The sequence below is a fragment of the Halospeciosus flavus genome (assembly GCF_029814175.1).
In the GTDB taxonomy this organism is placed as follows: Archaea; Halobacteriota; Halobacteria; order Halobacteriales; family Halobacteriaceae; genus Halospeciosus; species Halospeciosus flavus.
Map to the genome: position 1 here is coordinate 926,542 of NZ_CP122312.1, position 12,753 is coordinate 939,294.

Annotated in this window: 16 protein-coding genes and 1 tRNA gene; 5 read left to right on the forward strand and 12 right to left on the reverse strand. The window is 67.0% G+C overall.

The window, feature by feature from the left end:
• Nucleotides 1–17 precede the first annotated feature (17 nt).
• The 3 genes from P0Y33_RS04725 to P0Y33_RS04735 form a co-directional block, all read right to left on the reverse strand.
• A complete protein-coding gene (locus P0Y33_RS04725; RefSeq protein WP_279529398.1) occupies nt 18–218 on the reverse strand; it encodes a hypothetical protein in 201 nt (66 codons plus the stop codon).
• 38 nt (nt 219–256) lie between these two features.
• Complete coding sequence (locus P0Y33_RS04730) at nt 257–859, reverse strand: hypothetical protein (protein WP_279529399.1); 603 nt, start codon at nt 857–859, stop codon at nt 257–259.
• 248 nt (nt 860–1,107) lie between these two features.
• Nucleotides 1,108–1,181, reverse strand: a tRNA-Lys gene (locus P0Y33_RS04735).
• A 123-nt stretch (nt 1,182–1,304) separates the two neighbouring features.
• Here P0Y33_RS04735 and P0Y33_RS04740 point away from each other — a divergent pair.
• Nucleotides 1,305–2,765: a DHH family phosphoesterase gene (locus P0Y33_RS04740; protein WP_279529400.1), complete on the forward strand. Its 1,461-nt coding sequence runs from the start codon at nt 1,305–1,307 to the stop codon at nt 2,763–2,765.
• Here P0Y33_RS04740 and P0Y33_RS04745 read toward each other — a convergent pair.
• Both P0Y33_RS04745 and P0Y33_RS04750 read right to left on the reverse strand, forming a co-directional pair.
• On the reverse strand, nt 2,762–3,055 hold the full coding sequence (locus P0Y33_RS04745; RefSeq protein WP_279529401.1) for a PRC-barrel domain-containing protein: 294 nt from the start codon (nt 3,053–3,055) through the stop codon (nt 2,762–2,764). The genes P0Y33_RS04740 and P0Y33_RS04745 overlap by 4 nt on opposite strands.
• A 26-nt stretch (nt 3,056–3,081) precedes the next feature.
• On the reverse strand, nt 3,082–4,230 hold the full coding sequence (locus tag P0Y33_RS04750; RefSeq protein WP_279529402.1) for a pyridoxal phosphate-dependent aminotransferase: 1,149 nt from the start codon (nt 4,228–4,230) through the stop codon (nt 3,082–3,084).
• Between the two features lie 129 nt (nt 4,231–4,359).
• Between P0Y33_RS04750 and P0Y33_RS04755 the strand changes: the two genes are divergently transcribed.
• Together P0Y33_RS04755 and P0Y33_RS04760 are read left to right on the forward strand one after the other, a co-directional pair.
• The gene (locus tag P0Y33_RS04755; protein ID WP_279529403.1) at nt 4,360–4,521 is read left to right on the forward strand and encodes a hypothetical protein; all 162 of its coding nucleotides are present in this window, start codon (nt 4,360–4,362) and stop codon (nt 4,519–4,521) included.
• Nucleotides 4,522–4,603: 82 nt separating this feature from the next.
• Nucleotides 4,604–4,759 carry a hypothetical protein gene (locus P0Y33_RS04760; RefSeq protein ID WP_279529404.1) on the forward strand — a complete coding sequence of 52 codons (156 nt, stop codon included), beginning with the start codon at nt 4,604–4,606 and terminating at the stop codon, nt 4,757–4,759.
• A gap of 81 nt (nt 4,760–4,840) precedes the next feature.
• Here P0Y33_RS04760 and eif1A read toward each other — a convergent pair whose 3' ends face one another.
• From eif1A to P0Y33_RS04775, 3 genes are all read right to left on the reverse strand, one after another.
• Entirely contained in the window at nt 4,841–5,125 is a 285-nt protein-coding gene (eif1A, locus tag P0Y33_RS04765; RefSeq protein WP_279529405.1) for a translation initiation factor eIF-1A, read from the reverse strand.
• A gap of 81 nt (nt 5,126–5,206) precedes the next feature.
• Entirely contained in the window at nt 5,207–5,959 is a 753-nt protein-coding gene (locus tag P0Y33_RS04770) for a hypothetical protein (protein ID WP_279529406.1), read from the reverse strand.
• A gap of 82 nt (nt 5,960–6,041) precedes the next feature.
• The gene (locus tag P0Y33_RS04775) at nt 6,042–7,796 is read right to left on the reverse strand and encodes an ABC transporter substrate-binding protein (RefSeq protein ID WP_279529407.1); all 1,755 of its coding nucleotides are present in this window, start codon (nt 7,794–7,796) and stop codon (nt 6,042–6,044) included.
• A 155-nt stretch (nt 7,797–7,951) separates the two neighbouring features.
• Between P0Y33_RS04775 and P0Y33_RS04780 the strand changes: the two genes are divergently transcribed.
• Nucleotides 7,952–8,716 (forward strand): GTP cyclohydrolase III, encoded by a 765-nt coding sequence (locus P0Y33_RS04780; RefSeq protein ID WP_279529408.1) that lies wholly within the window; start codon nt 7,952–7,954, stop codon nt 8,714–8,716.
• 6 nt (nt 8,717–8,722) lie between these two features.
• Here P0Y33_RS04780 and P0Y33_RS04785 read toward each other — a convergent pair whose 3' ends face one another.
• Together P0Y33_RS04785 and P0Y33_RS04790 are read right to left on the reverse strand one after the other, a co-directional pair.
• Nucleotides 8,723–9,349, reverse strand: a complete 627-nt coding sequence (locus P0Y33_RS04785; RefSeq protein WP_279529409.1) for an SdpI family protein — start codon at nt 9,347–9,349, stop codon at nt 8,723–8,725.
• Between the two features lie 57 nt (nt 9,350–9,406).
• Complete coding sequence (locus P0Y33_RS04790) at nt 9,407–9,895, reverse strand: hypothetical protein (RefSeq protein WP_279529410.1); 489 nt, start codon at nt 9,893–9,895, stop codon at nt 9,407–9,409.
• A gap of 108 nt (nt 9,896–10,003) precedes the next feature.
• Here P0Y33_RS04790 and dinB point away from each other — a divergent pair, with 108 nt between their 5' ends.
• Entirely contained in the window at nt 10,004–11,305 is a 1,302-nt protein-coding gene (gene dinB / locus P0Y33_RS04795; RefSeq protein ID WP_279530090.1) for a DNA polymerase IV, read from the forward strand.
• A 1-nt stretch (nt 11,306) separates the two neighbouring features.
• Here the strand turns inward: dinB and P0Y33_RS04800 are convergent, their stop codons facing one another.
• Nucleotides 11,307–11,972, reverse strand: coding sequence for a haloacid dehalogenase type II (locus tag P0Y33_RS04800; protein ID WP_279529411.1), 666 nt, complete (start codon nt 11,970–11,972; stop codon nt 11,307–11,309).
• 62 nt (nt 11,973–12,034) lie between these two features.
• Entirely contained in the window at nt 12,035–12,679 is a 645-nt protein-coding gene (tpiA, locus tag P0Y33_RS04805; RefSeq protein WP_279529412.1) for a triose-phosphate isomerase, read from the reverse strand.
• Nucleotides 12,680–12,753 lie beyond the last annotated feature (74 nt).

Here is a 12,753-nt window from a genome sequence, read left to right on the forward strand (position 1 = left end):
GTAAAAAATGGGGTGGCCTACGACTCGTCGCCGTTCGCCCGACGTTCGAGGTGTTCGCGGAACGCCGTCGCCCGTTCGGAGAGTCGATCGAGGAACGCGTCGACCTCCGGGAGGTAGGTCGCGAACGAGGGGTCGTCGGCCGCTCGGTCGCTCAGACTCTCGACCCACGACTCGAATCGCTGCGCTCGCTCGGCGTGCGTCTCCCAGTCGAGGTCCATAGTCGAACTTCGGCCTTCGGTCACAAGAGGACGGGTGCTCACCGTGAACGCTGTCCGGTCACTGTCCACTCACTTCGTTCGTGGAACCACACCACGAACGCGGCACCGAGCACGAGTCCGCCGACGGACTGGAGCCACGTGTGCGCTCCGGCGAGGGGACGTGCGAAGACCATCCCGACCGGCACCACGAGCAGCGGTGCGAAGCGCCGGTCGACGACGGCAAGTGCACCTGCAGGGACGGCCGTGTACGCGACGTGACTCGACACGTCCCAGAACGGTGTGACGACGAGGTGGACGGCCGTCAACGCGAGGAGAGCGCCGACGTAGTCGGGGACGAGTGTTCCCCACTCGCCGACGCGCCACGCGCCCGCGATGACGAGGAGACCGACACCGAGACCGACGCTCCCGAGGAAGTCCGGCGCCCACGTCGGCGGGTCGGCGAACCAGACCGGCGACGACTGGTAGACGACGAACGCGACGCCCCACGCGACGACGAGGACGGCGTAGCGTGCGCCGAGCGTCTGCACCGTCGCCGTGCCGTCGCGTCGCCACTCGTACCCGACGGCGAGGACGGCACAGAGGAGGACGAAGAGTTCCGGTGCGAAGACGTCGGAGAACAGTTGGGCCTGTTCGCGGAGCATCGACTGGCAGTGTGTCGTGGTGGTGTATCGACGTTTCGGTCGCCGAAGGACTTGACCCCGTTGTAGGGACGAGGCCACGATTGATAGGGTCGTACGACTGTGTGGTACCCGTCGGTGGGAATCCACCGGCCTCCCCCACGAGCGTCACCCACTCGGTAGACCGGAAGTGCCCCCGATTCCGGTCTTTCGAGCGGACGAGTGCAGAAGACAGCGATGGCTCCTGACTGTAGATCGTTCGGAAAGGAAAGCGGGCCGGGCGCGATTTGAACACGCGACCGTCTGATTAAGAGTCAGACGCTCTGCCGGACTGAGCTACCGGCCCTGTGCACTTCCACGTTGCCGGGGGACGGTAAAATACGTTTCGTCTGCGGGTCGCCGTGTGCCGGAAGCGCACGCGGGGGTGGTCGGGAGGGTTAAGTAACTACCTCCGTTATCGAGGCGTAACATGAGTAGCCGGGCCACGATCTCCTCGATGTCGTCGTACGCGATTCTCGGCTGCGGGAGCGTCGGGCACGCCGTCGCCGAGGAACTCGTCGAACGGGGGAAGGACGTCCTCATCGTCGACAAGGACGAGTCCCGTGCCGAGGCGTTGCGGGACCAGGACCTCAACGCACAAGTCGCGGACATCCGCGAGGAGGAGGTCGCCGAACTCGTCGCCGACCGCGACGTCGTCCTCATCATGTCCTCGGACATCGAGGCGAACGAGGCCGCCGTCCAGAACATCCGCGAGCGCAACGAGGACCAGTTCATCGTCGTGCGTGCGAGCGACCCCGTCACCTCCGACGAACTCACGCAACTCGGTGCCGACGTAGTCATCAACCCCTCGTCGGTCATCGCCGAGTCCGCGCTCCGCGCCCTCGAGTCCGGCGAACTCGAGTACAAGGCCCGGCAACTCGCCGACGTCATCGAGGACACCGAGAAGAAACTCGCCATCGTCACCCACGACAACCCCGACCCGGACTCCATCGCCAGCGGCGCCGCCCTCAAGGCCATCGCCGAACACCTCGGCGAGGAGGCCGACATCCTCTACTTCGGCGACATCGGCCACCAGGAGAACCGGGCGTTCGTCAACCTCCTCGAGATCGAACTCACGCCCTACTCGGAGGTCGACATCGAGGAGTACGATACCGTCGCGGTCATCGACCCCGCGAAGGCCGGCGAGATGAGCATCGACGTCGACGCGGACATCTACCTCGACCACTACGACGTCGGCGGGGAACTCGAGGCGGAGTTCGTCGACATCCGGCCGAACGTCTCCGCGACCTCGACCATCCTCACGAAGTACATCCAGGAGTTCGACCTGAGCGTCGACCAGGCCGTCGCCACCGCACTCCTGTACGGCATCCGCGCCGAGACGCTCGACTTCCGCCGGGACACCACGCCCGCCGACCTGACGGCGGCCGCCTACCTCTACCCGTTCGCCGACCACGACACCCTCGAACAGGTGGAGTCGCCGAACATGTCCCCCGAGACGCTCGACGTGCTCGCGGAGGCCATCACCAACCGCGAGGTACAGGGGAGTCACCTCGTCAGCGACGCGGGGTTCATCCGCTCGCGCGACGCCCTCTCGCAGGCGGCCCAGCAACTCCTCAACCTCGAAGGTATCACCACGACCGCCGTCTTCGGCATCGTCGAGGACACCATCTACCTCGCCGCCCGCTCGAAGGACATCCGGATGAACATCGGGAAAGTTCTCCAGGACGCCTTCGGCGAGATCGGCGAGGCCGCGGGCCACTCCACGCAGGCGAGCGCGGAGATCCCTCTCGGCATCTTCACCGGCATCGAGACGACAGAAGAGAACCGCGAGACGTTGCTCTCGCTCACCGAGGAGGCGGTCAAACGGAAGTTGTTCGACGCCATGGGCGTCGAGATGGAACAGGAGTCGAGTTCGTCGAACGGGTCCTAGACCGCGGCCTCTTCTTCGCCCTCTTCGGTTCCCTTGAGGCGCTCGACGATGTCGTTGACGAGCACGACGTCGCCGACCGCGCGGACCCACCGGTAGGGGATAATGACGCCTTTCCGCCCGGTGGCGTGCTGTTTGAACAGTTCGCTGTTGAGTTCGCCGAGCGCGAGGCCGTTGACGACCTCGGTGTCGAGGTTGAGGCGGACGTCCTCGATTTCGCCGACGAAGACGCCGTTGTTCGAGTACACTTCCCGCCCGACGAGCGAGGTGATTTCCTGCGGGCTCTCGTCCATGTGCGCCGAAAAGGAGGCGGTGCCCCTTAACTCTTGAAGCTATCCAGCAGCGAACCGAGTTCGTCGAGGCCGACGGCCGTGTCGTGTGGGTCGGTGCCGAGGCTCACTCGGATACGCTCGGGGTCGTCGAAGAAACTCCCCGGAACGACGAGGAGCCCCTCGGACCAGGCCCGCTCGGCGAGTCGGTTCCCGTCGACGTTCTTGGGGTCGAGGAACGCGAACGTACTCCCGGAGTCGACGTAGCCGGTGACGTCGTCGCGCTCGGCGACGAACGAGGAGAGGAGGTCCGCGTTCTCTTCGAGGAGCGTCCGAGAGCGCTCGGCGAGGTGTTCTTCGTTGTGGAACGCGCGCATCGCGAGCGTCCGCGACGGGTCGGCGGGCCGCGCGAAGTAGTGTGCGATGGACTGGGCGCGTTCGACGAACGCCTCGTCCGCGACGAGCCACCCGACGCGGAGTTCGCCGAGGCCGAAGAACTTGGTGAGCGACCCCGTGACGACGACGTCGTCGAGGCCGACCGCGGAGACGCCGCCGAACGCACCGTTCTCGTCGACGGTGTCCTCGCTCGGGACGTAAGGGGCGTACACCTCGTCGACGAGGAGGCGGGCGCCGTTCTCGGAGACGACCTTCGCGACCTCCGCGAGTCGCTCGCGGTCGGTGAGTCGCCCGCTGGGGTTGTGGCGGTTCGTCACCGTCACGAGGTCGGTGTCGGGTGTGAGCGCCTTCTCGACGCGGTGGTGGTCGAGTTCGTACCCTTCGGCACGGAGGAAGCGGTCGACGGCGGCGCCGAGCGCCTCCGGCGTCTTCACGAGCGGTTCGTACCCCGGCTTCTCGACGAGCGCACGCCGCCGTTCGTCGGTCTCGGTGTGGGCCTCCTCGGCCGTCTCGGCTTCGGGCGGGTACTCCCCGCCGAGGTCGAGCGCCGTGGCCGTCGCGACGAGGTTCGCCTGCGTCGCCCCCGCCGTGACGAGTACTTGCTGGGGGTCGACGCCGTACTCGGCGGCGATCTGCATCTCGAGAGTCGCCCCGGTCGGCGGGTCGTCGAGTCCGTCGAGGGGTTCGGGGACCACCGCGTCGCGTCGCTCGCGCGAACCGCGGAGGTCACTCGTCCCGAGGTCGTGCATCGCCACCTCCGGCCGTCCGGAGATCCACTCGAGGTAGTCGATGTTCGGGAACACGTCGCCGGCTACAGGCGGAGTCCTGAAAGGTGTTGTCGCTCTGGTGTCGGTCGCGCTCGAGAATCCACTTCACACGCGACGGTACTAACCGCCAATAAAATTATTATATTTCCTGTGTGCCACTTTCACATGGCGAAGACACTCGGCCACTGCGAGCAGTGTGGCCAGGCGTTCGAGCACGCCCGGATCTCCGGCCGGAAAGACGGCTTCCGGGTACTGAACCGGGAGAAGTTCAGTACTAGAATTCAGTGTACTGACTGTGGGTGGGAGACGCTACTGACAGATACGTAGTCTCGCTTCGAGGCGTGTCAATTCGCCCGGTGCCGGCGGCCGGTCCAACACGTTCAACATCTCCACACACGAACGACCGGTCATGACCGACGACCTCGAAGACGACGTCGCGGAGTTCCTCGAACGCGCCGACGCCGTCGTCGACGACTACGAGAAGGGGTACATGCACGCCGACGCCGCGATGGCGCAACTGGAAGACCGAATCGAAGACCTCCGCGAGGCCTACGAGGCGGAGTAGTAGGAGCGACGAGCGTGTAGCGACGAACGCGATTGCTGCGTCGTCACTCCGCAGGAATCGAATATCGCGAAAAGGGAACGATTACTCGATGTGGCCTTCGCGTCGGAGCTGGTCCGCCGCGTCGTCCTCGTAGCGCCACTCGACGTCGGCCTTCTCGTCCTGCCAGTCCCACGGTTCGGCGATGACGATGTCGTCCTCGTTGATCCAGGTCCGGAAGCGCATGCGGCCGGGGATGCGGCCCATGCGTTCCTCACCGTCCTGACAGCGAAGACGGACGCGACCCCCACCGAGCATGTTGGTCACGACCGCGAACTGCTGATTGTCGTCGGGCATCCGGAGATTTCGGCGCCCAGAAGTTTCGCTCATAATTACTTTAGGTTATCAGAGTATATAAATATTGTCCGAGACGTGCCCGCACGGACCACAGGGGCGATGGGGACGAGGGCGCTACTCCCGGTCGTTTTCGGCGTCGTCGCGGGTCCGCCACGACTGTCCGACGTCCGGGAGCGCGGGGTCGCGGTTCGGGTTGTGGCCGAGCACCGCGTCGTCGAGTCCGCGTTCCTCGACCTGCTCGCGGAGCGTTCGGAGGAGGCGGTTGAGACTCGTCTTGTCCAGTCCGTGGCGGTCGAGCAGTTCCTCGAAGTGAGCCTCGTCCTTGATGGAGGTGAAGCGCTCGTAGAGGTCCTGCAGTTCGGCGGGGGAGCGGGACTCGACCCACTCCTGGTCGTCGAGACCGAGGTAGTGTTTGCGCTCTTCGTCGACGACGTAGCGGATGGCGACCAGCGCGACCTTCTCGATGGCGCGTTGGCTCCCGAACGCCGTGAGGTCGAGGTCGCGGACGACGCCGACGGCCCGGTCGCGCTGCCACGGCGTCAACTGGAGTTGGTTGGCGAGCGCGTGGGTGATTTTCGCCTTGTCGAGGCGATGCATCCGTTCGGAGTGCCCCTGCATCGCGGGGTGGCGCTCCTCGTGGAGGCGGCGGAGGTTCTCGAAACCGTCCTCGCCGCCGTCCCAGGTGCTCGCCGACCCGATACGGGTCGCCGCGGGGGTGACGACGCCCCAGCGGCGCGCGTGCTCGTTCTTCCGCGCCTCGGTGCGGGGGAGCGTCCCCGACCCGGGCCGGACGTCGAGTTCGGGACGTGGCTCGGATTCCCACTCGATGGTGGGCGCCGCGTCGGTCCCGGTTGAGCCGTCGGCCATTCTCTTGGCCGTACTCAGGGCTGGGCGCTGTTCAAAGTTGTCGGTCGCGGGGTCGGTGGGGGCGATGCCGACGGGCGGGCGACTACAGGTCGCGCTCGCCGACGCGCACCTGGTCGTACATGCGCTTGTCGAAGCCGACGGGGCCGGTCTTCGCGAGGTCGTCGACCCACTGGTAGGAGAAGCGTTCGCCGACGGGGTGGAACTTCGGGAGGAGGACGACGTCCTCCCAGTTGGACTCCTCGACCGTCAAGTACGCGTCCCGGCGGGCCTCGCGGTCGGCGTCGCTCGACGTCGGGTGTGCCGAGATAGTCTGCCACGCCTCGTTCGCGCGCTCGGCGGCGGGCGTCCCCGACCAGCGGGTGAACCACCGGTCCGTCGGCGGGTTCAGGAGCTTCAGGAAGTTCTCCACCGCGGGGTAGTCGGCGACCCACCCGAGTGCGAACATCTCCACGTTCCCCTTCCGCGCACGGGTGACGAGTCCGTTGAACGGCACCTGCTCGACGGTGAGGTCGACGTACGCCCGTTCGAGTTTGTCGCGGAGGATCTTCGCGGTCCGTTGCCACGCGTTGCTCGTGTAGATCGTGAACTCGAGGTCGAAACGCGAGTCGGGACCGTAGCCGGCCGCCTCCATCACGCGCTTGGCCTCGTCGAGTCGCGACTCCACCCCGTAGGGGTACTGCTCGGCGTGGTCGTCGTAGCCCTCGGTGCCGCCGGGGAAGATGTTCGGCGGTGTGACGTGGGTCGCGGCCCGCCCGCGGCCCTTGTGGACCTGCTCGACCTGGAGCGACTGGTCCATCGCGTACGCGACGGCCTGTCGGACGGCCTTGGGGACCTGTTCGGTGTTGAACGCCTGGAGGTATGTCGAGATGAGCGGGACCTGAAGGTAGTCGACCGTCTTCCCGTTCGAGAGTGGGCCGTACGTCCCCACCTTCCGCCCGAGGTCGTCGACGTGGTCGACCGACACCTTCCCCGGGTCGTACTCGCTGTTGGGCACCCAGAAGATGTCGGCGTTCCCGTTCTTTGCGTAGGTGAACGCCGTGCTCGGATTGCTGATGACCTGCCAGCGAATCCCCGCAACGTGTGGCCCGTCGCGACGGTAGTCGTCGCGGGCCGAGACGCGGTAGGCGGTCCCTTTCTTCCAGAAGTCGAACTCGAAGGGACCGGCGCCGACCGGCTGTTCGGTCGCGAACGTCTCGTAGTCGAGTCGGCCGTCGTACCCCTCGACGTCACCGACGATGCCCTCGGGGACGACGCCGAAACCTGGGAGGGAGAACACTTCCAGCGCCGCGTGGAACGGACTCGACAGTTCGATCTCGACCGTCTGCTCGTCGACGGCACGGACGCCGAGCGACCCCGGTTCGTACGATCCATCCGTCGTCGTTTCGTGGGTGACGCCGAGCGTCGAGAGGAGGAGTCCGCTCCACATGGAGTTGGGCGACGCGGCGAGTCGCTCGAAGGTGTAGACGACGTCCGCGGCGGTCACCGACTCGCCGGTGTGGAACGTCGCGTCGGCGTCGATGGTGAACCGGTAGGTCGTCCGGTCCGCGGAGACGCTGACGTCCGACGCGAGGAGGGGTTCGGGGGGCAGGGTCGCGTGCGGGAAGTGGACCAGTCCGTCGTACAACTGCGTCACCACCCGGTTCGACGCGCCGTCCGCGGACGCGGCGGGGTCGAGCGTCACCAGTGTCGTCCCGGTCTGCCGGAGGTCGCGGTCACTGCCGGGTTCGGCCGTCGTCGTCGACGACTCGGGCTGGTCGGTGCTCGCACAACCGGCGAGGGCGAGGCCGGCCGCGGTACCACCGGTCGCACGGAGGAAACTACGTCGAGAAGCGGTCATCGGGAATCTGGACAATTTTGCCGCCTCCGACTGAAAAGCATTGGTGAAGACGCCGACGGGCGCGATACGCCCGCACACGACACGGCGAACGCGACGAACAAAACTGAGACGCAATCCAAAACCGATAAAGACGGAGTTCCCTAAGCACCGGTATCGTGACGAACACGCAGGTTACCCTCGTCCAACTCGACAACTATGGGCCGTGGACGGTCACGCCCGAACCACGTCGGGAGGTCGACCTCCAGACGCTGCAGTCGCGACTCTACGCCGACCTCTCGCAACTCGTCGGCAACCGCGACGGCTACGTCTTCTTCACCCGTTTCGACAACATGGTCGCCGTGACGAACGGTCTCGACATGGAAGACCACGCCCGCCTCCAGGAGTCCGTCCGCAATCGCTACCCCGTGACGGTCAGTCTGGGTATCGGACACGGTGAGACACCCGCGGGCGCGCTCGTCGAGGCGACCGACCGCCTCCAGAGCGCGGGGAGCGCCCAGGACGCCGAGCGACGCGAGGTGCTCGCCGGCCACCCCCTCGACGAAGACGAACGGACCGACGACGACGTCCAAATCGCCCACTTCGACGTGAACGACGCGACCGGCGAGTACACCGACGAGCTCGACGCGTACTCGGCGTTCGTCCACGTCGAGCAGGCGTACGCGAGTCTGATGCGCCACATGCACGACACCCACGACTCGCTTTCCTTCTTCGTCGGCGGCGACAACATCATCGCCGTCTGCCCCTCGCTCGACCGCGACGCCTACGCCGAGGCCATCGACTACGTCCGCGAGGACACGGGCGTCGACCTGAAGGTCGGCGTCGGTCGCGGACCGGCCGCCCACGACGCCGGGATGGCCGCGAAACACGCCCTCGAAGTCTGCCGCGAAGAAGGCCTCGACATCGCCGGCGACGCCGTCTAGGCCGGGTCACCCCCACCGCCGGTGGCTGTAAGCGAGCGTGAGGAGCGTCGCGACGACGGGCGAGACGAACGCGACGAGCAGTCCGTACTCGGTACGTGCGGCGAGCGCCGAGACCACACCCGCACCCCGGAGTAGCCACCCGCCGACGCGGTGTGTCACCTCCCACGGTTCGCCGTCGGGGAGGAGCCACGGGACGCGGAGTGAGACGACCCAGTCGGGTTCCGCGCGGCCGACGACGGAACCGAGAGAGATCCACACGATTCCGAGCGCGGGCGGGAGCGCCGTCGACAGCGGGACGACGTGTCCGAGGTTGGCGGCGAGGACGACGGTCTGCACGTAGGTGAGGAGGCCCGCGACGGTGACGGCGAACCACTCGTAGATCCACCAGAACGACTCGCTCGTCGCGTGACTCGGGTTTAGCCGTGGCGCGACGAGCAGGAAGCCGAACGCGGCCAGCGTGAACATCGGCATACCGACGACCACGAGGAGTCGCGGGAGTGCCGCACCGGGGTCGGTCGTCCCCGCCCAGTGGGTCACCACGCGGGCCGGCAGTTGCCCGTAGAGGAGTGCGCCAGCGACGAGTTGCCCGACGACGAACAGCACACCGATGGCACGTTGGACGGTCCAGCGCACGGCGGTGCTTCAACCGGTCGGTGGGTAACTATTACGGGCGCACTATCCCCGCGCCGACTACGGAACCTCGGACGCGATGTCCGCGAGCAGGCGCTCGGAGAGGTCGTGGACGAACAGCCCCCTCTGCTCGAAGTACTCCCGGTCGACGGCGATGGCCATGCCGACGCCCTCGTCGACGAGGAAATTCATCTCGACGGCTTCGGTGAACGTCAGGATGTTCGAGATGAACTCGCCGTGTTTCTCGGCGAAGATGCTGTTGATGTACTCCCGTTCGAGGGTCTCCAGGCGGAGTTCGTCGAGTGCCCGCTCGATCTCGGTCGCGTCGTAGTTCTCCTCGACGTCGTCTCGCACGAAGCGAATCTCGTAGTTGTCGGCGGTGTAGACCACGATCGAGCGCAGGAAGGCACCCGCGTGCTCGTGGACTAGTTCCTCGATATCTCCGGCCAGCTCGTACACCATCTCTGGTGTGTGTTGGCCGTCGGGACGTTTCTCCCTACCTCCTAAAGAGATTGGTCGGGCGACGCCGTCAACGTCTTGCAGGACCATCGCTAACGTCCCTATCGAACCGACCGCCCGGCCCGACGCAGTGAGGCGACGTGGCTGGCGGATCCCCCACCGATGCAACTGCCAGACGAGTCCGGACTCGACACGTGGATGGACGACGGCGTGGGAGCGACGCGTGCCGACGCCGAGGACCGGATACTCCTCCACGTGGACATGGACTGCTTCTACGCCTCGTGTGAACGCCTCCGCGAACCCGAACTCGAAGGCGAACCGGTCGTCGTCGGGATGGGCTACGAGGCGGGCGAGACGACCGGTGCGGTCGCCACCGCCTCCTACGAGGCCCGCGAGTACGGCGTCGAGAGCGCACAGGCCATCACGACGGCCCTCGAACGCCTCCCCCGGAAGGCGACGAACCCCGACGACCCGAACGCGGGCTACTACCGACCCGTGGACATGGCGTTCTACGAGGACGTCGCCGCGGACGCGAAGGCCGTGGTGAACGACCTCGGCGACGTGGTCCGCGAGGTTAGTATCGACGAGGCGTACATGGACGTGACCGAGCGGACGAACTGGGAGGTAGCCGAGGGGTTCGCCCGCCACGTCAAACAGCGCATCGAGCGCGAGGCGGGCGTCCCCGCCTCGGTCGGCGTCGCCCCCAACATGAGCGCCGCCAAGATCGCCAGCGACTACGACAAACCGAACGGTCTCGTCGTCGTCGAACCCGACGAAGTCCGGGAGTTCCTCGCGCCACTCGACGTCGCGGACATCCACGGCGTCGGTCCCGTCCGTGCGCGCGAACTCCGCGAGTTAGGTATCGAGACGGCCGGCGACCTCGCCGACGCCGACACCCGCGACCTCGTCGACCGGTTCGGCGACCGGGGACGGGAACTCGCCGAGCGTGCACGCGGCCGCGACGACCGCGCGGTCGAACCCCGCGGGAAGCCGAAGAGCCTCTCGCGGGAGTCGGCGTTTGCGGACCCGACCGACGACCACGAGACCGTCGTCGAACAGGCGCTGGCGCTCGCCGACGCAGTCGCGGACCGCGCGACCCGGAAAGGCGCCCTCTACCGCACCATCGGCGTGAAGGTCGTGACGCCGCCGTTCGACGTGAACACCCGTGCACGCTCGCTGCCCGGCCCCGTCGACGACCCCCCGCTCGTCCGCAAGGTTGCCGAGGACCTCCTCGCCGAGTTCGACGGCGCGACCGTCCGGAAGGTCGGGGTCCGCGTCTCGAACCTCGACTTCACCGACGACGAACAGGCGAGCCTCGGCGGGTGGGACGGCGACGGAAACGGGAACACCGACGGGAGCGCCGACGGGAGCGGTGGCGATAGCGACGACACGGAGTCGGCCCGCGAGGACAGTGAGGACGGAGGAGCCGAAGGTGAGGCAGACGACGAAGAGGAAGGAGACGGGAACCGGAGCGGTCAGGTCTCGCTCGGCGATTTCTGAGCTAGACGTTCGCGAGTTCGAGCAGCGAGTCGACCTCGACGTCGGGGTCGCCGCCGACGCGCTCCATTGGTTCGTTCTTCCGGTTGACCCAGAAGGCGCCCATGCCGGCCTGCGACGCGCCCGCGATGTCCCACGCGTTCGAGGAGACGAGTGCGGTGTCGCCGAGGTCTTCGCCGACGCGCTCGGCGGCGTTCTCGTACACCACGGGTGCGGGTTTGAACGTCCCCACTTCGTCGGCGCTGACGATGTACTCGACGTGTTCGTCGATGCCGGTGTTGGCGGCGAGCGTCTCCAGCATCTCGGGGTTACCGTTCGAGAGGACGGCGAGCGTGTACTCTTCGTCGAGACGTTCGAGGGCGTCTAAGGTGTCCGCGAACGGGTCGAGGTGGTTGTAGGCGTCGAGGATGCGCTCGCGACTCGCGTCACCCGGTTCGACACCGTAGAAGTCGAGGACGTAGTCCAGCGCCTCGTCGGTGGCCTCCCAGAACGTCCGGTAGGTGTCCATCTGCCCGAGTTGGAAGGAGTACTGGAGTTGCTTCTGGCGCCAGAGTGCGTCCACCTCGTCGACGACCTGTGCGGGCAGGTCGAGTTCCTCGCGGAGCGTGGCGGTGACGCTGCTCGTATCGCAGAGCGTGCCGTACATGTCGAAGCAGAGTGCTTCGGTCATGGACGGGACGTCGAACGGACGTGGGAAAAGCGTTCGTGGCGCGGCAGTCGTCGTCGATTCGCTCAGAGCGGTTCGACGAGGTCTTCCAGCGCGGCCTTCGGGTCGTCGGCCTTGGCGACGCCGCTCGCGAGGAGGACGCCCGTGGCGCCGAGTTCCGCCGCGGATTCGACGTCGTCGCCGGTCGAGATGCCGGCGCCGCAGTAGACGTCCACGGAGTCGTCGACGGCCGCGGCGGCCTCGACGGCGTCGGTCACGACGTCCGGGTCGGCCTTGCTGACGGGCGTGCCTGTACCGATGAGTTCGGGCGGTTCGACGGCGACGGCGTCCGGGCCGAGGGCCGCGGCGGCGGCGACCTGCTCGGGGTTGTTCGCACAGACGACGGTGTCGAGGCCGACGCGTTCGGCGGCCGAGAGCGATCCGTCGATCTCGGCGAGTTTGAGGCGACGCTCGGAGTGGTTGAGGAGCGTTCCGTCGGCGCCCGCGTCGGCGACGCGTTCGGCGAGCGTGCTGCCGGTGTGGCTGCCGTGAGCCAGCGGGTCGACGTGCTGGGCCCACGTCTCGACGCCCGTCTCGGCGACGGCGCGCAGGTCGGCGGCCTGGGGCGCGACGGCGACGCGGACGCCCGACTCTTCGGCGACTTCGTGTGCGGCCTCTGCGACTTCGACCGGGTCGCAGGGGTACGCCTTCAGGTTCACGAGAACGAACATGTGTGGACAGGGAGTGCGCTGGACGAAAAGGGTTGTGAGAAGCGGCAAAGGTGGCGTCGGCGAGTGTGGACCGA

Bases quoted from the DNA above. Each gene is read 5' to 3' on its own strand.
- P0Y33_RS04770 (WP_279529406.1), bottom strand. From the start codon at position 5,959: ATGGCCGACGGCTCAACCGGGACCGACGCGGCGCCCACCATCGAGTGG.
- P0Y33_RS04755 (WP_279529403.1), top strand. From the start codon at position 4,360: ATGGCGAAGACACTCGGCCACTGCGAGCAGTGTGGCCAGGCGTTCGAG.
- P0Y33_RS04775 (WP_279529407.1), bottom strand. From the start codon at position 7,796: ATGACCGCTTCTCGACGTAGTTTCCTCCGTGCGACCGGTGGTACCGCG.
- tpiA (WP_279529412.1), bottom strand. From the start codon at position 12,679: ATGTTCGTTCTCGTGAACCTGAAGGCGTACCCCTGCGACCCGGTCGAA.
- P0Y33_RS04740 (WP_279529400.1), top strand. From the start codon at position 1,305: ATGAGTAGCCGGGCCACGATCTCCTCGATGTCGTCGTACGCGATTCTC.
- P0Y33_RS04800 (WP_279529411.1), bottom strand. From the start codon at position 11,972: ATGACCGAAGCACTCTGCTTCGACATGTACGGCACGCTCTGCGATACG.
- P0Y33_RS04730 (WP_279529399.1), bottom strand. From the start codon at position 859: ATGCTCCGCGAACAGGCCCAACTGTTCTCCGACGTCTTCGCACCGGAA.
- P0Y33_RS04790 (WP_279529410.1), bottom strand. From the start codon at position 9,895: ATGGTCCTGCAAGACGTTGACGGCGTCGCCCGACCAATCTCTTTAGGA.
- P0Y33_RS04745 (WP_279529401.1), bottom strand. From the start codon at position 3,055: ATGGACGAGAGCCCGCAGGAAATCACCTCGCTCGTCGGGCGGGAAGTG.
- eif1A (WP_279529405.1), bottom strand. From the start codon at position 5,125: ATGAGCGAAACTTCTGGGCGCCGAAATCTCCGGATGCCCGACGACAAT.
- P0Y33_RS04725 (WP_279529398.1), bottom strand. From the start codon at position 218: ATGGACCTCGACTGGGAGACGCACGCCGAGCGAGCGCAGCGATTCGAG.
- P0Y33_RS04760 (WP_279529404.1), top strand. From the start codon at position 4,604: ATGACCGACGACCTCGAAGACGACGTCGCGGAGTTCCTCGAACGCGCC.
- dinB (WP_279530090.1), top strand. From the start codon at position 10,004: ATGGACGACGGCGTGGGAGCGACGCGTGCCGACGCCGAGGACCGGATA.